The organism is Parafrankia irregularis, from assembly GCF_001536285.1.
In the GTDB taxonomy this organism is placed as follows: Bacteria; Actinomycetota; Actinomycetes; order Frankiales; family Frankiaceae; genus Parafrankia; species Parafrankia irregularis.
In genome coordinates this window covers 12490-33135 of the sequence record NZ_FAOZ01000034.1, presented here as the reverse complement: position 1 = coordinate 33135, position 20646 = coordinate 12490, and the positions used below count along the sequence as shown (strand labels likewise).

Sequence of the window (20646 nt, the reverse complement as noted above, 5' to 3'; positions counted from 1 at the left end):
GGCAACCCCGCGTCAGCCGACCAGACCGAGGTCCGCGTTCTGGTCCTCCACACCGCCGCCGGCCGCACCGCCGGTCGTGGCCCGGGCGCCCCGGCCCGGCTGATCCAGTGACTTCTCCGACCTCCGTGGGCCGGTGGCACCGGCACCACGGCCCGTACCACCCGCTGCGTGTGGTCCGGTCGCACCCGTACCACGCGGACCGGTCGCACCCGTACCTCGTGAGCTGGCAGCGCCCGTGCCACGCGGACTGGTAGCGCCCGTCCGGCGCGGGCCGGTCGCACCCGCGCTCGCGGCGGCACCGGCCGCGGCGGCGGCCCGCGCCGGACGTACCGGCACCTGCTGCAGCGCCCGCAGGGCCTGCGTCGATGTACGCAGCGACGTCTCGAACACCTCCGCGCGCCGGGTCAGGTCCATCATGTTGCCGCCGATGACCTCAAGATCCTCCGGCCCCGGGCAGAGCACCGTCACCCGGATGCCCGCGGCCTGGACGAGTTCGATCTCGCGGGCCAGCCGGCGGGTCGCGGCCCGGCGCATCTGCCGCTCGACGAGCGCGACGGCACCGCGCGGGCGGTCACATTCGAACGAGCAGGCGGGCGCGAGCACCGTCACCTCGTCCAGGTCGGAGTCCGCGAGGAGGTCGAGGGAAGCAGGCGAGCGGGTCCCGCCGTCGACGAACCGGCGGCCGGCGATTCTGATCGGCGCGTACCAGCCGGGAATCGCGCACGACGCCATCACCGCCTCCGGCAGCGGGGCCGGTGGAGCGCTCTCGGAGCCGAACAGCACCCGGCCGCCGGTGTCGAAGTCCATCGCCACGACGCGCAGCCCTGGGCTGCGCGGCCAGCCGTTCGGCTTGAGTGCCGTCGGCGTCCGTCCGCGCCGGGCACCGGGCGGGACGGACGCCGAACGCTTCGCCGAGAGCGGATCGAGCGGCTCGTCGAGGCGCGCCACCGCCGCGGAGACCAGGTCGCCGATCGCCGCGATCTGCCCGCGCCCCTGCGGAAGCAGGGCCGCCAGCGCCACCATCGGCGACGCCTGGCGGGGATGGAGCGCAGTCGCGGTCAGCAGCCGCGGCGACCCCATCCGCATCCGTGGCCGGGGTGGCAGGGAGGCGCCGAGGTCCCGGTAGTCCAGCACCGGATAGCCCGGCTCGAAGATCCCCCGCTCCGAGTTCACCATCACGTCCGCGCCGACCCCGAGACCGAGCAGCGCGGCGATGACCGATCCGGCCGACGTTCCGACTACGACATCATGGTCTCGGACGTCGATGCCCTGTTCCGTCTCGATCGCGCGCAGCGCGCCGATCATCCAGGCGGATCCGAGCACACCGCCCGCACCGAGAACGAGTCCCCTGTGCGAAGCCCGCTTCCTCGGCATTGCGTCACCTCCCGGCGCGGTGCGTTCGGCCACCACACAGGTCCGGGTGTGCATGTGACACCGATGTCGCCGCTCCCTCGCGGGCCGCCCGCGCCTGCTGGCTACAACCGGCCCGACCCGACAGAAATGCCGGCCCTGCTCCTACTCCGGCGGCTCGTGCGGCTCATGTTCCTCGGGGAAGCTGGTCTCGAGCACTCCCCAGGAACGTAGCCTCTCGGCGAACTCCTGGGGGGTCGTGTCGTGCAGCAGTGCCAGCGCCCGGACGTCACCGTCGCGGATGGACAGCACGTGACCGGCGTAGTCGTCACGCTGCCGCTGAATCTGCGCGACCCATCTCCGCACCAGGGCAGACGAGTCCGGCGGCGCCGCGGCGAGCTTCTCGAGATTGAGCACTGTGCGCGGCCTGCGTTCCCGCGGTGGCAGCTGGTCCTCGTTTGGCAACAGCGCGGAGACCGGAACGCCGTAGAAGCCGGCGAGCTCCGACAGCTGATGGACGCTGATCATCCGATCGCCGCGTTCATAGGAGCCGACCGCGGCGGTCTTCCACCGACCACGCGACTTCTGTTCTACGCCCTGCAGAGACAACCCCTGCTGGATCCGGATTGCCCGTAGGCGAGAACCCACGGCCTTCGCGTACTCCCGGCTCATCCGACACACCCCCTGTCGTCTCGACCGAGCGATCGACGTGTTCCGTCAGCGCGCTGACCTGCGCGATGACGCTTCACGCACACACTAACTTAACGTCCCCGAAAGCGACGATTCACCATCCGATCACCATCCGACAGGCGAATGATGCAGATAGCGGCGAGTCCGCCACCCAGCCGGACCTGGTTAACACGAGCCGCGGCGTACCGCTCACCGCGGGACGCGATGTTCGACCTCCTTGTCGCTCATAGCCAGGACTTCGCCACTGCTCGCGGGTAACCGCTCGACGATTCGATGCCCCTGAATCGCTCCCCGTAACCATTGGGGTCACCGACGGCCGGCGCCCCGCCCGACGAATGTCACAACGATCCGATCAGCGACCGTTGAATTTGTCCGTACTGAGCCTGAAATCACGCGGTTTGATTCGCCATATCAGGTATGGGCAGTCCGGAACGCCTGGAGTCGGCCGCGATGGCAGACCCCGTGACGGACCCCGGCGCCGGACTCGGCGCCAGCCGCGATGACAGGGATGACAGGGCGCGATGGCAGGGATGGAAGGCGGATCAACGGCGATCAGCGTTGCGCCCGGCGCAGTGCGGAGCGCCGCCGTCGCGAGGTGGCCGTGGCGCCGGCCAGCGCCGCGGCAAGGTCCCGAACCGCGAGCCGAGCCGGTGAGGCCGGGGCGATGTCGCGCAGGAGCTGGCCGGAAGCCGCCGCCGCGTCCAGACCGGCGAGATCATGGGGAACCAGTGCCACGGGCTCACGCCCGGTGTGCCGGACCATCGCACGCGACACCTCGCGGCGCGGATCCCCGCCGACCACCGAGCCGCGCAGCTTGTTGACCACGATCAGCGGGTCGGCGTGCGGGACGACCTCGCGCAGCTCCGCGAGCCCCCGGACAAACCGCACCAGACCAACCGGCTCGGCGGACGCGACCGCGAGCACGGTGTCCGCCGCCTCGAGGACCGCAAGCGTCGCGCCGTTACGCCGTGGTGCCGTGGTGTCGAAGGAAAGCTCCTCGTCCGTTTCCAGACAGAAGCCGCAGTCGACGACCACGAACGAGGCGAGCCGGCGGGACAGCGCGATGACCGTCTCCACCGAGGTGGGCCGAAGCTCGGGCCAACGCGACGGCCGGGAGATCCCCGGCAGCACCCGCAGCCCCCCGCCGAGGTCCCGACACAGCATGGCGAGCCGGGGGACGTCCAACAGGCCCTGGTTGGCCGAGCGCGCGGCGGCCGCGAGGCCGGGTGCCTCCTCCAGCAGGCCGACATGCTGGCCGATGGAACCGCCGTACGAATCCGCGTCGATGAGAAGAGTCGGGCGGCCGAGGCCGGCGAGTTCGGCCGCCAGCCCCAGCGCGATCGTCGTCCGGCCCGGAGAACCGACGGGACCCCAGACCGCGATCACTCGGCCCTGCGCGAGCTCGCCGGTCGCGCCGACGCCGTCGATGCCACCGAGACCGGCGACGCCGCCGACGCCGCCGACGGAGGAACCCGGCCCGAGCGGTCGCAGGCCGGCGAGCGGCTCGCTGAAGGCCGCGGGGAGCGCCGGCGGGCCGGCCAGGTCCGTCAATGCCCTGGTGGCCTCGACCACCGCGGTCGCGACCACCTCGGCGGTGGCGTCCGCAGTGATCACAGCGACGACGCCGAGCTGACGCAGCCGACGATCCGCGTCCTCGTCGCCGGGCGCTATCAGGCCGACGACGGCGACGCCGGACATGGCCAGGCGGGCCAGTGCCTCCCTGTCCAACCGCCTCAGGTCGGCGGAGAGGAGCGCGGCCCGCGCCGCGCCGGTCGTCGCGGCGGCAAGCAGGTCGGGAAGGTCGACGCAGCGACGCACGACAGTGACACCCAGGTCATGACGGTCGAAGGCCGAGACGAGCCCGGCCTCCACGACCGAGTCGGTGACCGCGGTCAGGATCGGCAGGCTCACCGCCCGTACCCCGGCACCGCGGACGGGCCGGGCACCCCGACCTCACCCCGCGCATCGCGTTCGAGCTTCACCACGTCGACCCGTTCACTCTGGGACGCGGCGACCGCGCGGATCGCGTCCTCCACCGGCACCCGCAGCTCAAGGGAGTGATCACCGCCGCTCAGCCGGCCCTCGGAAACGAACTCGACGTCGTGCAGCACCTGGATCTCGGCGCCCGCGCCACTGGCCGCGGCCCGCTGCTCAGCACCGCTGCCCGACGAGCCGGAGCCAGCGCCCGAGCCCGAACCTGCACCCGAGCCGGAACCCGTACCGGCATCGGTGGAGGGCGGCGCGGCATCCGGCTGGTAGACGAAGACGTCGACATGATCGCCCGGGGTGAGCGCCGGCAGCCGGCCAGCCTTGACGATCACCGGCACGAGCCTGGTCGCCGTGGTGCTGGCCCCGGCGAAATCGGCGCCGCTGAGCAGTTCCCCGCGGCTGACCGGACGCGCCAGCGTGGCCCCGACGAGCTCACCGCGCCGATCTCCGGGGTAGTAACGGTCGGATGTGGCGTGGTCCAGCTGCGCGCTGACCGTTCGAAGGTCGCCGTCGACGACGAGATGGCCCACCGGCAGGTCCGCGGCGGCGACGACCCACTGCCTGCTCTGATCCGCCGCCGTGAACAGGCGGGTGCCGGCCACGACGGACACCAGCACCAGCAGCACACCGACAAGCAGCCGCGAATCCCGCCAACGGCGCCGGCCCAGTCTTCGCGCCGCGGGCGACGGCGGAACTGGCGGGGTCGGTTCCGGTCGCGCCGGCGCGACGGTCAGCTCGGTCACCGGGCCCTCCTCACTCCTCGCTGCTCCAGCCGCGTCGAGCCGCGCCCCGGCCACAGCCGGTGCAGGGCGGGGTGGACCCGCCCGAAGCAGCGGACGCCTGGACGAACCCTACGGTCGCAGAGCGTACGTAGTCGACGACCACAAACTCCTCCATTCGGCCATACCGCATGGAGTCGTCGTCACAATCGCCGCCTGCGGCCGCCCCATCCGACCTTCCTGACATATGACGCCTGACGACCCCCTCACGATGCGCAGCGGCCGGGCCGGGCATAAGGCTGCTGGGTGCGCAGACCGCCGCCACCGCGCCTGACCTGGCCTGATGGAACTGACCCGGAGGGAGCTCGGCGCAGAATGGACGACAGGGCGCCGGGGAGCGCCGACGTGTCGTCGGCCTCGAAGCGGCCGCCGGGCAACTGTCAGATGACAGCCCATCAGGCGGTATCGCGCGCAGTTATCCACAAGCCGAGGCATTCGAACGCGATGCGATGCGGGAACTCTGATACACAGGGAAGACGCGCCGACCGTCACCGGAGAGGGGGCGTTGATGAACGACCGCTTCCTTCAGCTCAGCGATGTGGCGGAGATCCTCAACATCTCTGCCAGCCAGACGTACGCACTCGTCCGCTCTGGTGAGCTACCGGCCATCAAGATCGGCGGGCGGGGCCAGTGGCGCGTTGAGCGCACCGAGCTCGAGGCCTACATCCAGCGCGCCTACGAGCAGACGCGGGCCTTCGTCGCGGCGAATCCGATGAGTCGCAACGAGGCCGTTCCCGACGACTGACCAGGCGGCCGATCAGACGACCGACCAGGCCCGCCCCTGGCCTGCTACGGCCGTTCTGGCGCTTGCGCCCCTCAGCTCCGGCGGATGAAGGCGAGCCCGTCGAAGGGAATCGTCCAGCCGGAGCGGATCTCCGTCCTGCGGGCGAACTCCCCCAGCGGATGTTCCGCGAGTTCCAGGAAGTCCGCGCCGACGCGCAGCAGCGTGCCGGTCAGCGCGGCGCCTCCCAGCAGCGTGACCGCGCAGACCGACCGGTCTCGCACGAGCCCCCGCACGACATGCCGCAGATCGAGGCGCGCGGCCAGGCGACCCTCATGCCCCGGCTGAGCCGAGACCGCGGTCAGCCCACGGACCGCGAGCAGCGAGGCTCGCGGCACCAGCAACTCGGTCGAAGCCGTCTCGTTCAGCAGAAGCCAGTCGACACCCAGCGCGGAGAGCCTGCCGTTGACGGCGAACGGGCCCGGGCCGGGCCCGCCGCGCAGCAGGCAGCGCACCTCGGAGCCGATGGCCGGCCGCATCCGGTCGAGCATGCGCAGATAGGCGGCCTCTCTGCGGGTCCGGTCCGCGATCTCCGCATCCAGCTCGGCCGCCTCCGCGGCCTCCCATTGCAGTTCGAGATCCGAAAAAAGATCTTCCCAGCGCATCCGCGCGTCCGCCTCCGCCCTCACCGATCAACCGTCACCAAGACGAGCAAACGCGGCAGAGCGGATTGACATCCACCCTCTCGCGGGTTACACAAGCAAACGTAACCAAACTGCACCGTTCGCGCATCAGCTCCCTGACCCCGAGCTAACGCGCTTTACAGCACGGTCAGCGATCGTCATCCCTGCCTACTCACGGCCAGCGCAAAGAAGATCGTCCGTGTCAGGCACCCGAATCCACATCGGACGGACGGGTACGAAGAGCATGATCTCAGGGGCAAGACGGGACATCGCCGCTCGGGTAGGCGGCGCGACGGCCGCCCTCGGCATCGCCGCGGTACTGGTCCTGCTCGGTCCACGGCTGGCCGACTTCCCCTCGAAGCCGGGCGAGGTCTGGCCGTGGTTTCGCGGAACACCCGAGCTGGCCCTCGCCAACTGTCTGGGGCTCATCGCCTGGATCTGCCTGCTGTGGTTGTGCGCGGGGGTGGTCCTCGGAGCACTGGCCGCGCTGCCGGGTGCCGCTGGCCGTGTCTTCGCCGCCCTGGCCCGTCGGGTCCTGCCCAGGGCCGTCCGCCGGATCGTCGAGGTCGGGCTCGGAGTCACCCTGGTGGCCGCCAGCGTCAGCCCGCTCGTCGCCGCCAGCCCCGCCTCCGCCGCCACCACCACCGGCTCAGCGCACGCGACCGCCGTCACCCAGTCGGTGTCCGCGGCGCCAGGCGGAACAGGCACGGCTTCGCCGCAGACCAGTCAGAACAGCTGGCCCTTCCTCGGGCATGACAACACGGGGCCGAACAACACCGGGCCGAACGGCTCAGGGCTCGAGAGCACGACCACGGGCAGCCCGTCGACGGGCAGTGCCGACGAACTGCGCGCCGCCGTCGGAGACGTCCTTCCGGACGACCTCCTGATCGTGCCGCTGACTCCGGTGCGAGCAGCGGGAACGGCCGCGGCCCCGGCGCAGTCGACCGCGCTGACCGCCCGTGACCCCGCCAGCCTGCCCGCGGCCACGACGACCACCCCTGCTTCGGAGCAGGGGTGGCCCAGCCTCAGCCATCCCACGAACAGCAAGCCGGGCCCCCCGCCGGGCCAGCCCGGAGCCTCCGGCCCCACCAGCCAGTCCGGCACCACCAGCCAGTCCGGCCCCACCAACGCCACCAGCCCCACGAACCAACCCAGCCCGACCCGCCCCACCAGTGCCACCAGCCGACCCGCCGCAGGCCAGTCCAGTCCCAGCAGCCAGCCCAGCCAGCCGGACACGGCACCCCGACCGCCCGCGGCAACCGTTGATCCTGTCGTGCCGGCCGCACCGCTGGGCACCGGCACGCCGGCAACGGCACCCGGCGCACCGGCACAGAACCCGATGTCCAGCGCGGACGGATCAGCCGAGATCGTCGTGCTGCGGGGCGACAGTCTCTGGACCATCGTCGCCCGCCACCTCGGCCCGGGCGCGACGTCCGACCAGATCGCCGCCGAGTGGCCGCGCTGGTGGTCCGCGAACGCCGATGTGATCGGTCCTGACCCAGATCTGATCCTGCCGGGTCAGCGACTCGTCCCACCCCCTGCGTCCTGAGCCGACCGTCTCCGACCGTCCAACGCTTACCACCCGACAGCCGACTACCCAAACGCCCGACCGCCGTGAAAGGCCCGCCGTGACTGCGACGACTGCCCTGACCCTGCCCCGTCGTCGGCGTCCCCACGTGGTCGCCGTGCCCGGGCTGCTGCCCGTGCGCTCCGTCGACCCGCCCTACGACGACGAGATCGCCCCGGGCACCGGGGCGGCTCCCGGTGCCCGGCACCGCTCGATCGACCGGCCACGACCCGCACGAGCCACCGGCGGCGCCGTCTCGACAGCGCCTCGGGAGGTCACCAGCGGGGCGCACCGACTCGCCGAACGGGGAGCGCTCCGCCCGCTGCTTCCGGAGCAGCTGACCTTGCCACTGTCCCGCCAGCGCGAGCAGAGCCCGCCGCGCCGTGCAGCATCCGCCCCGGCAACGAGCGGGCACCCACGGCAACAGCAGGCACCGGACCCGCGGCGCACCGCCGCCGTCGTCGTCCGCCTGATCGTCGAGGTTCTCTCCGGTGCGCGCCCGATGGCGCATCTCACCCCATGGACGACCGCCGACCTTCAGCACGACCTCCAACGGACCGCGGCGGCACTCACCAACCGCCAGCCCAGTCAGGTACGCAGCGTGCGGGTCAGTGAGCCGACGCCCGGCATCGCCGAGGTCAGCGCCGTGATCAGCCGAGGCCAGCGCATGCGGGCGCTGGCGCTCCGAATGGAGCGCGGCGCGGACCGCTGGCAGGTGACCACCTTGCAGCTCGGCTGATCAGGCCCGCCCCACCGTTCTGGAACCGGGGTTGCCCGACCGAGCAGCCCCGGTTCTGCTTGGCCCTGGCGATGCTGAGCCCTGGCAACGCCGAGTCGCGAACACGCAGGCCGGCGGACCACAGGCATGCTCCGCCAGTCGCTGCGCCGCGGTCAGTCGTTACGCCGTGCCGGGTCACCGTGGCAACGCTTGAACTTTCGACCTGACCCACAGGGGCACGGCGCGTTGCGCGCTGTACGCGCCGCGCCGCCGTCACCGGCACTGACACCGCGGCCCATCGCGCCGCCCGGGCCCGAACCGCGGCCGGCACCCGTCAGCCCAGCTCCGCTGTCGACGGTGACGGTGGGCGTGGCGTCACCGTCAACGCTCGGCGCCGAGTACTGCAGGTTTCCCGATGGACGGCGGGGTTCCAGGCCCTTGACGAAGACCGGTGGCGGCGCCGGGGCCGGGGTGGGCACCGGAACAGCTGGTGACACCGGCGAAACCCGACCGGCGGCACCCGCCCCACCGGCATCGGGGGGAGGCGGAAGCTGCGGCTCAGGCGCGGCTGGTGCGACCGCTGGCGCCTCCGGCGCGGCAGCCTCCGCGTCCCGGCCGGGAACCTGAACGTCGACGTTGAACAGGAGGCGGACCGACTCCTCCTTGATCCCCTCCATCATCGTCTGGAACATGTCAAAGCCCTCGCGCTGGTACTCGACGACCGGGTCGCGCTGACCCATCGCCCGCAGGCCGATGCCCTCCTGCAGGTAGTCCATCTCGTACAGGTGCTCGCGCCACTTGCGGTCGAGCACCGCCAGCACCACCCTGCGCTCCAGCTCGCGCATCACCGCCTCGCCGTCCGGCTTGTCGCCGAGGTCCAGCTCGCGGCGGTCGTAGGCCTCCTGGGCGTCCGACTGAAGATCTTCGAGCAACAGGTCGGAGGTCAGGCCCTCACGGTCGTCCGTGCCGGGAGCGTCCACTCCGATCGGGTAGAGCTGCCCGAGGCCGGTCCAGAGAGTGTCGAGGTCCCACTCCTCCGGGTAGCCCTCGCCCGTGGCTCCCCGGACGTACCCCTCAACGGTGTCGTCGACGAAGTGGCGAACCTGCTCGTGCAGGTCGGCTCCCTCGAGAACCTTGCGGCGCTCCTCGTAGATCACGGTGCGCTGCTTGTTCATGACCTCGTCGTACTTGAGGACGTTCTTGCGGATCTCGAAGTTCTGGCCCTCGACCTGGGTCTGCGCGGAACGAATCGCCCGGGTGACGATCTTCGATTCGATCGGCACGTCGTCCGGAATGTTGAGGCGGTCCATGATGCCCTCGACCGCGGCGGCGTTGAACAGCCGCATGAGGTCGTCGCCCAGCGAGAGGTAGAACCGGGACTCGCCGCGGTCACCCTGGCGCCCGGCACGACCGCGCAGCTGGTTGTCGATACGGCGGGACTCGTGGCGCTCCGTGCCCAGAACATAGAGACCGCCGGCGTCGACGACCGATTCATGCTCGGCCGTGACCGAGGCCCGTGCCTTCTCCAGTGCCTCGGACCAGGCGGCCTCGTAGTCGTCGGGGGTCTCGACCGGAGACAGACCGCGCTGACGGAGCTCCGCCTGCGCGATGAACTCGGGGTTGCCACCGAGCATGATGTCGGTGCCTCGGCCGGCCATGTTGGTGGCCACCGTGACGGCGCCTCGCCGCCCCGCCTCGGCGATGATGTGGGCCTCGCGCTCGTGCTGCTTGGCGTTCAGCACCTCGTGCTTCACACCGCGCTTGGTCAGCTGCTTGGACAGGTACTCCGACTTCTCGACACTGGTCGTGCCGACGAGGACCGGCTGCCCCTTCTCATGGCGCTCCGCGATGTCCTCGACAACGGCGTCGAACTTGGCGACCTCGGTCTTGTAGACGACGTCCGGCTGGTCGGCCCTGGCCATCGCCTTGTTGGTCGGAATGGGGACCACGCCGAGCTTGTAGATCTGGTGGAACTCGGCGGCCTCGGTCATGGCCGTGCCGGTCATCCCGGACAGTTTGTCGTACAGGCGGAAGTAGTTCTGGAGAGTGATCGTCGCCAGGGTCTGGTTCTCCTGCCGGATCTCGACCTTCTCCTTGGCCTCGATCGCCTGGTGCATGCCCTCGCTGTAGCGGCGACCGTGCAGAACCCGGCCGGTGAACTCGTCGACGATGAGGACCTCGCCGTCGGTGACGATGTAGTCCTTGTCCAGCTTGTAAAGCTCTTTGGCTTTCAGTGAGTTGTTGAGGTAGCCGACGAGCGGGGTGTTCACCGACTCATAGAGGTTCTCGATACCGAGCTGGTCCTCGACCTTCTCGACCCCGGCCTCGGTGATCGCGACCGTGCGCTTGCCTTCCTCGACCTCGTAGTCGACGTCCCGCTCCAGCAGCGGGGCGATGCGGGCGAACTCGGTGTACCAGCGGGTCGGGTTGTCGGCCGGGCCACTGATGATCAGCGGCGTGCGGGCCTCGTCGATGAGGATCGAGTCGACCTCGTCGACCACCGCGAAGTGGTGACCGCGCTGGACCAGCTCGTCCGCGCTCCAGGACATGTTGTCGCGCAGGTAGTCGAAGCCGAACTCGTTGTTCGTGCCATAGGTGATGTCGCACCGGTACTGCTGGCGACGCGCCGCGGGTGGCATCTGCGGGTGGATGACACCGACCGTCAGGCCGAGGAAGCGGTGAACGCGGCCCATGTTCTCGGCGTCACGCCGGGCCAGGTAGTCGTTCACCGTGACGATGTGGACGCCGTCCCCCGCCAGCGCGTTGAGGTACGCGGGCAGCGTGGAGACCAGGGTCTTGCCTTCACCGGTCTTCATCTCGGCGATGTTGCCCATGTGCAGCGCCGCGCCGCCCATGATCTGGACGTCGAAGTGACGCTGGCCGAGCGTCCGCCGGGCGGCCTCACGCACCACCGCGAACGCTTCGGGCAGCAGGGAGTCGAGGGTCTCGTCCTCGTTCGCCAGGCGCTGACGGAACTCGTCGGTCATCCCGCGCAGCTCGGCGTCGGTCAGCCCGGTGAAGTCGTCCTCAATGAGGTTCACCTGCTCGGCGATCGCCTTGAGCTTGCGCAGAATCCGGCCCTCACCGGCACGCAAGATCTTGTCTAGAACCACGGCGGAACCCCTCCGGCAGGCATGTCGGCGAACTCACCGACACCACGATGCTAGTCCCTCGATCGTCGCCCACGGCCCCAGCTCGGACCACTGGCGACGCGGTGGGTTCACCGGGACACATCGGCATGCCCGGACAGCCTCGTTCGGCCCTCTCCCACCGACATGTCCAACGACTGTGGGGTGGTGCCGGTGCCCGCCGGCGACACCGGCGGCGGACAACACGCCCACCCGCCACCAACACGGCCAGTCGTGCATCAACCTGCCCGGCCGATGCCGACACGCCCTGTCGACGCCGACACGTCCTGTCGACGCCGACACGCCCGCCTGACACGGCCACGTCAGACGCTGGCATCGTGACGGTATGCGTCCCGACATCAGGCCCGATCGGCACGGGGCGGTGCCGCTCCCAGCCCGGCCGCCGCTGGAACCGGTCGAGATCACGGCGGGAGCACTCCATCTGCGCCCCTGGCGAACGACCGACGCGGGCGCGATGTTCAGCGCCTGCCAGGACCCGGAGATCCAGCGGTGGACACAGGTCCCCGCGCCGTACACGCGGGAGCACGCCGAGGACTTCGTCGGCCGGCAGGCCAGGGCGGCCTGGGCCGCGGCCACCAGCACGCCACTCGCGGTCGTCGACGCCACCACGGAGGCGCTGCTGGCCTCCGTCTCCCTGCAGAGCATGACCGACGAGGGTGACGCCGAGATCGCCTTCTGGTGCGTCCCCGAGGCGCGTGGCCAGGGGGTCACGACCCGCGCCGCCGCCGCGTTGCTGCGTTGGGGATTCGGGGCGCTCGGGCTGGAGCGGGTCGAGTGGCGGGCCGCGGTGGGCAACCACGGGTCCCTGCGGGTCGCCCAGAAGCTGGGCTTCTCCCTGGACGGCACCCTGCGCCACGCCATCGTTCTCGGCGACGGCGCCCGGCACGACTGCTGGGTCGGCTCACGCCTGGCGACAGATCCGCCCGCCTGAACAGCCCGCAGGCGCCCCCTGGGCCTGCCGGGAACCGAAAGCGGCCGCCGGAGGCGCCATGGCGCCTCCGACGCCGAAGGCCAGGCCCGATGCCCGGGTGGCCAGGGCGCGTCCAGCCTGTCAGGTGATTTCGAGCAGCTTCTCCCGAACCGCGTAGACCACGGCCTCCATCCGGGAGTGCAGCTGCAGCTTCTCCAGGATGTTGCGGATGTGGTTCTTGACAGTGTTCTCGCTGATGTAGAGCTGCTTGGCGATGTCGCGGTTGTTCAGCCCCTTGGCCACCAGCCGGAGGACCTCCATCTCCCGGTCGGTCAGGCGCGGAGTCGGGAGCTGAGGGCGGTCGTCCTTCGTCTTGATCATCGCGGCGAACTCGCTGAGCAGCTTGGACGCCATGGACGGGCTGATGAGGCTCTGGCCGTTGTAGACCGCGCGAATGTCCGCGGCCACCTCGTCGATCGAGATCTCCTTGAGCAGATAGCCCATGGCACCCGCCTTGATCGCGTCGAAGAGGTCGGCCTCCTCATCGCTGATCGTCAACATGACGATCTTCGCGCTCGGCACCTTCTCCTTGATCGCGCTCGTGGCGTCGATCCCGCCGCGGCGCGGCATGCGAACGTCCATGAGGACGATGTCCGGCGCCATCTCGGCCGCCATGGTGACCGCTTCCGAGCCGTCGGCCGCCTCACCGACGACCTCGATGTCGACCTCCTGTGCCAGGACCATCTCCAGGCCGCGGCGGAACAACGCGTGGTCGTCAACGATCAGCACCCGGATGGGATTCGCCTCCGATGGCGTCCGCAGCGCCTCCTCGGAACGCCGCTCGTCCACCGTCATCTCCGACCTCCCCTGGAACCGCCCCGGTGGGGCGTGCCTGCGACGACCCCTCGTCGCAGGCACGCCCCACGGAACCCGCCGTGTGCACCGATGCCGGGAGTCCGACACCCGAGGCAAATGGTCCCACGTCGGCCGGGGGGATCGACCCTCACACGGCGGAAATGACCGCCGCCGCGCGTTCTCGCGACCCGTTCATGTCGCCCGAGCCGTTCTGGCCCGCCGAGCCCGCGAGCCGGATGACGCCGTAGTCGTATCCGCACCTGCGGTACACGACGCTGGGCAGACCGCTGTTCGCGTCGAGGAACAGGTAGAAGTCGTGGCCGACGAGTTCCATGTTGGACAGCGCGTCGTCGAGAGTCATGGGCGCGGCAGCGTGGGTCTTCTCCCGTACCACCATCGGTGAGTAGTCCGATTCGTGGCCGCTCTCGGCATCCGACCAACGGTCGCTGTCGGCACGCCCGCTGCCCGCTGCGGCGGCGGTGGACTCCCCGCCCGGAACACCGTGCAACACGCCCCTGGCCACCTTGGCGGCCCCGTTGGAGGCCGGCTCGCCCGTGCTCTGCAGGACCAGGTCGGCCTGCAGTGCTCCCGCCCGGCCGGGCCCAGGATGGTTCGCGCCGGCATGGTTGGCGTGGTGGCGGACCCTCCGGTCGGCAGCACGCCGCAGGCGTTCGGCGAGCTTGGCCGCGGCGCGATCGAGAGCCGCGTACGGGTCGCCCGCGGAAGCCTCCGCACGGATGACCGGGCCGCGTGAATAGACGGTCAGCTCGACACGGTCGGACATGCCGGACAGTCGAGGATTGGTCTCCTTCGAGTGTTCGACGTCCACCCGCATCACTCTGGAATCGAGCCGCTCAAGCTTGGCGAGCTTGGCCTGGACATGCCTGCGGAACCGTTCCGGAACCGCGGTGTGCCTGCCCTTGACCACGATGTCCACGCGATCCACCTCCCGTTCACCTGGCCCGGCCGGCCGATCCACCTTCGATCAGCACGGCCAGCGAGTCGGTTGCCTCGGTGGTCTTCCGGAGCGGATCCAAATGTCGACCCACGCCGGGGGATCCCACCGAAGGTTGTCAACGTTCCTGGTGTCAGTCATCGAGCCTTTTCCACCGCACGGCCCGCGGTCTCAGGGGTGCCGCGAGCCCGAGTCGACTTCGGAAAAGGCTCGTTGGTGCCGGCTTGTGACAGTGGCGCCGCGAGACGTCTCCCTTCGTGAGAGCACCTGACGCTCTGCCCGGTGACCACGGCATCGGCGCGATTTCCACCGACCCGCCACGCTCGGCTCCTTCCCCACATCGGGCGGATCCATGCCGGAACCGACCTGCCGAAATCGGGAGATTCCGGCCCGGCCTACGGAGCCCCTGAACGCGCCGCAGCGTCTCTGGACGCGGTCAGCGACACCCGCCTCGCCACGCTCCTACCCCGGCCCGGCAGCCTTCGACGGCAGGCAGGGCGGGGGCCGTGGGCCACATCCGCCGCGGTGGCAGGTGTGCCACGGTGCCCTCACCCCGGATGACCGCATCTGCGCTGCGGTGCGGCGTTCGCCATAAGCTCACGCCGTCGGCTCCGGGAGCGGAGCGCGTGCACCCAGTTTCCTCCTTCAGCCGGAGTACGGCGGGCAATCCCGAAGGGTGGCGCGTCGCGTCGGCGCACTCGCGCTCCGCAGTGGTGTCGCCGCGATCGCGGCCGCACCGGACGGCGCCCAGCCCCCTGCCCGCAGCGCACGGATCGCCTCCGCGGCCGTCGCGCCGGTGGTGATGATGTCGTCGACCACGATCACGATCTCGCGCCGACACGGCGGCCGGACCCCCGGGTGCGCGGTGAAGGCACCCGAGCGGTTGCGACGCCGATCCGCCGCACCGAGGTCGGCCTGGTCCGCACCGGCCCGCAGGACACGCAGCGCGCCGCTTACCCGAGCCCGCGTGCCCGACCGGGTCATCACCCTGGCCGCGACCGCCGCGAGACGAGCGACATGATCGAGCCCGCGCCTGCGCCGGGCCGCCGCGGTCGTGGGGACCGGCACCAGCACCACATCAGCCCGCGGCCGCCGGTCCAGATCGCGGCCGGCCACCGCCACGGCCCGCGCGAGCGCGCCGCCCAGAACCCGGGCCAGGTCGACGCGCCCCCGCTCCTTGTAGGCGATCAGCAGCGCCCGGGCCGACCCCTCGAAGCGAGCCGCGGCGACGGTGCGGAACGGCGACGACGAGGCACCAGCGATGTGACCTCGCCGCCCCGGGCTGGCCGTGGGACCCGGAGCGGCGAGAACCAGAGGACCCGCCAGCGCGGCGACGCACCGGGCGCAGGCCGCGTACCCCGGCAGCCCGCAGCCGGCACAGGCCCGGGGCAGGACGAGATCCGCGAGAATCGCCAGCGCCTCACGCAGACGCGGCAGGCCTACTGCTTCGCGGTGTTGGCCTGGCGCTTCGCGGCGGACGGGAGATGTGGTCACGAAACGAGCATGAATCGCGCCCACCGCGCCACGCCCGCCGTGGGCCGCTCTGTGGACAACGACAAACGCAGTGCGCTTCTGTGCACAGACCCGCCCGGTCTCGATCCGGACACCCAACCGCGACCATGAACCCCAGACGAACATCAACGGTTCACGGTCGTCGTCGACCGCCCGATCGCGTTGTGGACGTAGCCAATCTGCGACGATGTGCGGTGCCGAGTACGCCAGTCGGCAGAAGCCGCACGGCACGGCACGAGCACAGGGAGACCACGATGGCGGACGGGGCCGGTCAGACCCCTCCCGATGAGCCCGGACCGGCCGGGCCGGCATCCCCCGGTTCCTGGGGCGCACCAGTTCCCGGATCCTGGAGTCCGCCGTCAGCCGGCGGCGACGGGGGCGCCCCGGGCGGCTGGCAGGCTCCCGGGCAGCCGCCGGGCGGCTGGGGCTCACCCGGCGGTTGGGGCTCACCCGGCGGTTGGGATCCGTCCGGCGGGCAGCAGCCCTGGCCCGGGCAGGCGCCGGGCCAGCCTCCCCCGGGCTGGGGCCCCGGCCCATGGGGCCGGCCGCCGATCGCACCCAAGCCGGGGGTGATCCCGCTGCGCCCGTTGTCGGTCGGCGAGATCCTCGACGGGATCTTCTCCACGATCCGCGCGAACCCGGGCGCGACGCTGGGGCTGACTCTCGGTGTGTCCGCGGTGGTCGAGATCGTGATCACGATCATCATGATCGCCGGCGAGGACTCCTCGACCGGGGCGTCGATCGTCCTCGAAACGCTGATCTTCATGCTGACCACCGCGTTGGGGATCTTCCTCTCCGGCGTGCTCGCCGTGGTGGTGAGCGAGGCGGCGCTCGGTTCACGGATCTCGGCCGGCGCGGCGATCAGGCGAGCCGCACCGCGACTGGGCGGCCTGGTCGTGTTGAGCATCGCCGTGATGCTGCTGTCCGCCCTGGGGCTCATAGCGCTTGTAGTCGGCGCGATCGTGGTCGCCGTCTTTCTGAGCCTCGCCTCCCCGGCCTACGTCCTGGAAGGGCAGACCGTGCGAGGGGCGCTGCGACGCTCGCGCGACCTCGTCCGCGGGGCCTGGTGGCGGGTGTTCGGCATCGGGCTGCTCGCCGGCCTCGTCGGCGGCATCCTGATGATGATCGTCAGTGTCATCACCACCGTCATCCTGGATTCGTCCGACTCCCTCGCCGACTCGACGCTGACCGACCTGACCGTCGCCGGCCACATCGTCAACGCGATCGGAACACTGATCGGAACGACCATCGCCACCCCGATCTTCTCCGGCACCGCCGTCCTGCTCTACATAGATCAGCGCATCCGCAAGGAGGGGCTGGACGTGACGCTCGCCGAGGCGGCTCGGCAACGCAGCACCGGATCATGACCATTGCCCGCCCGGGCGTCCACCTGACGACCGCGGCCGCGTCGTCCGGCGGCCTTCCGGGTGGGCCGGTCACCAGGGACGGCGCCCGCGAGGAGGCCCACCGGGAGCTGTCCAGGAGCATCTACCGGGATGACGAGCGCGGCTGGTTCAGCCGGACGATCGACTGGATCAACGACCGGCTGGCCGACCTGTGGAACTGGCTCACCCCGGATCCGGACTCCGGCCTCGGCGGTTTCCAGGGCCTCGGCGTCCTCGCGCTGGTCATCGCCCTGGTCGCGCTCGTTGTGGTGCTCCGTGTGTGGCTGGGCCCGGTCCGGCGCTCCGCCCGGCTCCAGCTCGACGAGGCCACGTCGCCCGGTCCGCTCACCGCGGCGCAGCTGCGGGCGCTGTCGCGCACCCAGGCCGAGCGGGGGGACCACGCGGAGGCTGTTCGGTCCCGGCTGCGCGCCATCGCCCGGATGCTGGAGGAACGCGGCGTTCTCGATCCGAGGCCCGGGCGCACCGCGAACGAGCTGATCAGCGATCTGCGAACCGTGGCCGGCCCGTCCGCAGTCCGGCCGCTGGCCGGCGAGACCACGGGCGGGGGGCCGTCCGACCCGATCGCGGCACTGGCTGTCGCGGTCGAGGTGTTCAGCGAGATCTGGTACGGCGGCAGGCCGGCGAACCTGGAGGCCTACGAGGTGGTCGTGCGCGCGGACGAGAACCTCGGGCGCATCCGCGGATCCATCGGCCGGGATCGTGCCCCCGACGACGCCCCGCCGGTCCGGGCATGACCGCGCCACCGGCCAGCCCACCGCGGCCCCCGGCACCGGGCCCGGCCCGACCGGCGGCCCCGACCGGCCGGCGGCGGGGTGTGGGCTCGCCGACCCATGTCCGCAGCGGCCCGGGGGCCACGACGGTGCGTGCCGCCTTACGGCTGGCGGCGGTCCTGGCCGCGGTTGTGACCGTGTACGCGGTGCTCGCGGCCGTGGCGAGCCGGCCCAGCGGTGACCGGTACCTCGACATCGGCTCCCCGGGCCCGCACGGAACTCTGGCCGTCGCGGAGATCCTGCGCGAGCGGGGCGTCACCGTCTCGGCGCGGCAGTCGGTCCCCGCGGATCTGACGGATACCGGTCCAGCTGCCGGGGGGCGGCGCTCCGCGGGCTCCGACGGGTCGCGCACGGTCGTCGTGACCGACCCGGACCTGCTGTCCCCGGCCGATCTCCAGGCTCTCGTCAGCCTGGCCGACACCGGCTCGGACGTCGTGCTCGTCGCGCCGTCGGAGGCCGCCGTGGCGGCGCTGGAGATGCCGGTCATGGCTGTCCCGGCGGAGGCGTTCGCCGACGGACAGGTCCAGCCGCGGTGCGGGCTGCCGGAGGCGACGGTGGCCGGCACGACGACGATCGGGGCCGACGTCCGGTTCACCCGGGCGGACGACATCCTCCGATCGGGTCATGAGGGCTGGTCTGGCAACGGCATCGAGCTGGAGCTCTGCTATGGCTTCCCCGACGCCGCCCGCCTCGCCGTCCTCACCCCGACCGGGCCAGGGCTCACCGAACAGACCAGCGGCCGGCTGGTTCTCCTGGGCAGCGGCGACTTCGTCACCAACGGCGTGCTGGACGAGTCCGGGAACGCCGCGCTGGCCCTCGGGCTGCTGGCCCGGCACACCCAGCTGGACTGGGTGACGCCGGCCGTCGCGAGCGAGGGCGCGGTCGGCGGGCAGAGCCTGGCCGACCTGCTGCCGGACGGGTTCTGGGTCGGCTTCCTGCAGGCCCTCGTCGCGCTGGCCGTCTTCGCCCTGTGGCGAGGGCGGCGCCTGGGGCCGCCCGTCACCGAGCCGCTGCCGGTGGTGGTGCGTTCCGCGGAAACCGTCGAGGGCCGCGGCCGCCTCTACGCCGCCGCGCGTGCCCGCGAAGGGGCCGCCGCGGCGCTGCGGGCGGGCCTGCGGGTCCGGCTCGCGGACCGGCTGGGCATCCAGCACGGCGCCCCCGCCGGCCCCGCGCGGCCCCCGCACGAACCGGAGCCGACCGTGCTGGTGGCCGCGGTCGCGGAGCAGACCGGTCGGTCACCCGTAGAGATCCGATCACTCCTGTACGGTTCGGACATAGCACCCACGGGCCATCCGTCCGGGGCCCCTGGGGGCCACCAGCACATCCCCGGTGGAGGGGCCGCACCATCTCCACACGGCACTGGCCAGCACACCGGTCCCACGGGCACGGTGGCCGGTGCGGCAACCAGTGCGGAGGCCGCACCCGCGACCGACAGCGACATCACGCTCGTCCGGCTGGCCGGCGAACTACACGAACTCGATCGACAGGTGGGCAGAAGGTGACGTCCCCGAACTCCGGTGCGGCTCCGACCGAGTCGTCCCCGCAGACGGCAGTGCCAGTAGCCTCCGGGCCGCAGTCCATGGGCTCGGAGACGCTGCGCTCACCGTCGCCGACGCCCCGGACGCCTCCTCCGCCCGACGCCGAGACCGCCCGGCAGTCTCTGATGGCGCTGCGCAACGAGGTCGCGAAGGCGGTCGTAGGCCAGGAGGCCGCGGTCAGCGGGCTGGTGGTCGCGCTGCTGTGCCGCGGCCACGTCCTGCTCGAGGGGGTGCCGGGCGTGGCGAAGACCCTGCTCGTCCGGACGCTGGCGGCGGCGCTGTCCCTCGACACCAAGCGCCTGCAGTTCACCCCGGACCTCATGCCCGGCGACGTCACCGGCTCGCTGGTGTACGACAACCGGACCAGCGAGTTCACCTTCCGCCAGGGCCCGGTCTTCACGAACCTGCTGCTCGCCGACGAGATCAACCGGACCCCACCGAAGACGCAGGCCGCACTGCTCGAGGTCATGGAGGAACGGCAGGTCACCGTGGATGGGCAGGCGCGCCGGCTGCCGTCGCCGTTCGCCGTCCTCGCCACCCAGAACCCGATCGAGCACGAAGGCACCTACCCGCTGCCGGAGGCGCAGCTCGACCGTTTCCTGGTGAAGGTCACGCTGCCGCTCCCGCCACGCGAGGACGAGGTGCGCATCCTGGCTCACCACGCGGAGGGCTTCGACCCGGGGAACCTGGCGGCGGCCGGGGTCCGGCCGGTGGCGGGCCCGGCCGATCTCGCGGCGGCGCAGGCCGCGGCGGCCCGGGTGCAGATCCAGCGCGAGGTTCTCGGCTACATCGTGGACATCGCGCGGGCCACCCGGTCGGCGCCGGCCGTCCAGCTCGGGGTCTCCCCGCGTGGCGCGACGGCGTTGCTGGCCACCACCCGCGCCTGGGCCTGGCTGTCCGGGCGCGGCTACGCGACGCCGGACGATGTCAAGGCGCTGGCCCGATCCACCTTGCGCCATCGCATCAGCCTCCGCCCGGAGGCCGAGCAGGATGGTGTGACCGCCGACATCGTGCTCGACCAGGTGCTCGCCGTCGTGCCCGTTCCCCGGTAGCG

General features: G+C 71.5%; 17 protein-coding genes. 8 read left to right on the top strand and 9 right to left on the bottom strand.

Features of this window, described 5'->3' with window-relative positions; genetic code table 11:
* Positions 1-12: 12 nt before the first annotated feature.
* From AWX74_RS32330 to AWX74_RS32315, 4 genes are all read right to left on the bottom strand, one after another.
* Positions 13-1374: a patatin-like phospholipase family protein gene (locus AWX74_RS32330; protein ID WP_091284569.1), complete on the bottom strand. Its 1362-nt coding sequence runs from the start codon at positions 1372-1374 to the stop codon at positions 13-15.
* A 141-nt stretch (positions 1375-1515) separates the two neighbouring features.
* Positions 1516-2022, bottom strand: a complete 507-nt coding sequence (locus AWX74_RS32325; RefSeq protein ID WP_006541517.1) for a transcriptional regulator — start codon at positions 2020-2022, stop codon at positions 1516-1518.
* Between the two features lie 570 nt (positions 2023-2592).
* Positions 2593-3951, bottom strand: coding sequence for a CpaE/TadZ family protein (locus AWX74_RS32320; protein WP_091284484.1), 1359 nt, complete (start codon positions 3949-3951; stop codon positions 2593-2595).
* Positions 3948-4772: an SAF domain-containing protein gene (locus AWX74_RS32315; RefSeq protein ID WP_091284482.1), complete on the bottom strand. Its 825-nt coding sequence runs from the start codon at positions 4770-4772 to the stop codon at positions 3948-3950. Before AWX74_RS32315 ends, AWX74_RS32320 begins: the two co-directional genes overlap by 4 nt.
* A gap of 544 nt (positions 4773-5316) precedes the next feature.
* Here AWX74_RS32315 and AWX74_RS32310 point away from each other — a divergent pair.
* Positions 5317-5553: a helix-turn-helix domain-containing protein gene (locus tag AWX74_RS32310; RefSeq protein ID WP_006541514.1), complete on the top strand. Its 237-nt coding sequence runs from the start codon at positions 5317-5319 to the stop codon at positions 5551-5553.
* Positions 5554-5624: 71 nt separating this feature from the next.
* Here AWX74_RS32310 and AWX74_RS32305 read toward each other — a convergent pair whose 3' ends face one another.
* A complete protein-coding gene (locus tag AWX74_RS32305) occupies positions 5625-6194 on the bottom strand; it encodes a hypothetical protein (RefSeq protein ID WP_054570605.1) in 570 nt (189 codons plus the stop codon).
* A gap of 217 nt (positions 6195-6411) precedes the next feature.
* On the opposite strand from AWX74_RS32305, the gene AWX74_RS32300 reads away from it, so the two are divergent.
* Together AWX74_RS32300 and AWX74_RS32295 are read left to right on the top strand one after the other, a co-directional pair.
* Positions 6412-7761 (top strand): LysM peptidoglycan-binding domain-containing protein, encoded by a 1350-nt coding sequence (locus AWX74_RS32300; protein WP_242666516.1) that lies wholly within the window; start codon positions 6412-6414, stop codon positions 7759-7761.
* A gap of 79 nt (positions 7762-7840) precedes the next feature.
* Positions 7841-8518, top strand: a complete 678-nt coding sequence (locus AWX74_RS32295; protein WP_091284478.1) for an Rv3235 family protein — start codon at positions 7841-7843, stop codon at positions 8516-8518.
* A gap of 152 nt (positions 8519-8670) precedes the next feature.
* Here AWX74_RS32295 and secA read toward each other — a convergent pair whose 3' ends face one another.
* Positions 8671-11610: a preprotein translocase subunit SecA gene (gene secA, locus AWX74_RS32290; protein ID WP_091284475.1), complete on the bottom strand. Its 2940-nt coding sequence runs from the start codon at positions 11608-11610 to the stop codon at positions 8671-8673.
* A 361-nt stretch (positions 11611-11971) separates the two neighbouring features.
* Between secA and AWX74_RS32285 the strand changes: the two genes are divergently transcribed.
* Positions 11972-12577: a GNAT family N-acetyltransferase gene (locus tag AWX74_RS32285; RefSeq protein WP_091284473.1), complete on the top strand. Its 606-nt coding sequence runs from the start codon at positions 11972-11974 to the stop codon at positions 12575-12577.
* Between the two features lie 120 nt (positions 12578-12697).
* Here the strand turns inward: AWX74_RS32285 and AWX74_RS32280 are convergent, their stop codons facing one another.
* From AWX74_RS32280 to AWX74_RS32270, 3 genes are all read right to left on the bottom strand, one after another.
* The gene (locus AWX74_RS32280; RefSeq protein WP_054570600.1) at positions 12698-13411 is read right to left on the bottom strand and encodes a response regulator; all 714 of its coding nucleotides are present in this window, start codon (positions 13409-13411) and stop codon (positions 12698-12700) included.
* A 148-nt stretch (positions 13412-13559) separates the two neighbouring features.
* Positions 13560-14348, bottom strand: coding sequence for a ribosome hibernation-promoting factor, HPF/YfiA family (hpf, locus tag AWX74_RS32275; protein WP_091284470.1), 789 nt, complete (start codon positions 14346-14348; stop codon positions 13560-13562).
* 663 nt (positions 14349-15011) lie between these two features.
* Positions 15012-15860, bottom strand: coding sequence for a ComF family protein (locus tag AWX74_RS32270; RefSeq protein WP_242666515.1), 849 nt, complete (start codon positions 15858-15860; stop codon positions 15012-15014).
* Between the two features lie 272 nt (positions 15861-16132).
* On the opposite strand from AWX74_RS32270, the gene AWX74_RS32265 reads away from it, so the two are divergent.
* From AWX74_RS32265 to AWX74_RS32250, 4 genes are read left to right on the top strand one after another with little or no spacing between them, the layout of a single operon-like run.
* A complete protein-coding gene (locus AWX74_RS32265; RefSeq protein ID WP_091284466.1) occupies positions 16133-17245 on the top strand; it encodes a DUF7847 domain-containing protein in 1113 nt (370 codons plus the stop codon).
* The gene (locus AWX74_RS32260; RefSeq protein ID WP_091284464.1) at positions 17242-18018 is read left to right on the top strand and encodes a DUF4129 domain-containing protein; all 777 of its coding nucleotides are present in this window, start codon (positions 17242-17244) and stop codon (positions 18016-18018) included. Before AWX74_RS32265 ends, AWX74_RS32260 begins: the two co-directional genes overlap by 4 nt.
* Entirely contained in the window at positions 18015-19556 is a 1542-nt protein-coding gene (locus AWX74_RS32255) for a DUF4350 domain-containing protein (protein ID WP_091284462.1), read from the top strand. Before AWX74_RS32260 ends, AWX74_RS32255 begins: the two co-directional genes overlap by 4 nt.
* A complete protein-coding gene (locus AWX74_RS32250; protein ID WP_397311693.1) occupies positions 19553-20644 on the top strand; it encodes an AAA family ATPase in 1092 nt (363 codons plus the stop codon). Before AWX74_RS32255 ends, AWX74_RS32250 begins: the two co-directional genes overlap by 4 nt.
* Positions 20645-20646: the final 2 nt, after the last annotated feature.

Excerpts from the sequence above, each read along its gene's own strand:
- AWX74_RS32255 (WP_091284462.1), top strand. The coding sequence starts at position 18,015 with ATGACCGCGCCACCGGCCAGCCCACCGCGGCCCCCGGCACCGGGCCCG.
- AWX74_RS32265 (WP_091284466.1), top strand. The coding sequence starts at position 16,133 with ATGGCGGACGGGGCCGGTCAGACCCCTCCCGATGAGCCCGGACCGGCC.
- AWX74_RS32285 (WP_091284473.1), top strand. The coding sequence starts at position 11,972 with ATGCGTCCCGACATCAGGCCCGATCGGCACGGGGCGGTGCCGCTCCCA.
- AWX74_RS32260 (WP_091284464.1), top strand. The coding sequence starts at position 17,242 with ATGACCATTGCCCGCCCGGGCGTCCACCTGACGACCGCGGCCGCGTCG.
- AWX74_RS32330 (WP_091284569.1), bottom strand. The coding sequence starts at position 1,374 with ATGCCGAGGAAGCGGGCTTCGCACAGGGGACTCGTTCTCGGTGCGGGC.
- AWX74_RS32280 (WP_054570600.1), bottom strand. The coding sequence starts at position 13,411 with ATGACGGTGGACGAGCGGCGTTCCGAGGAGGCGCTGCGGACGCCATCG.
- AWX74_RS32310 (WP_006541514.1), top strand. The coding sequence starts at position 5,317 with ATGAACGACCGCTTCCTTCAGCTCAGCGATGTGGCGGAGATCCTCAAC.
- AWX74_RS32325 (WP_006541517.1), bottom strand. The coding sequence starts at position 2,022 with ATGAGCCGGGAGTACGCGAAGGCCGTGGGTTCTCGCCTACGGGCAATC.
- AWX74_RS32305 (WP_054570605.1), bottom strand. The coding sequence starts at position 6,194 with ATGCGCTGGGAAGATCTTTTTTCGGATCTCGAACTGCAATGGGAGGCC.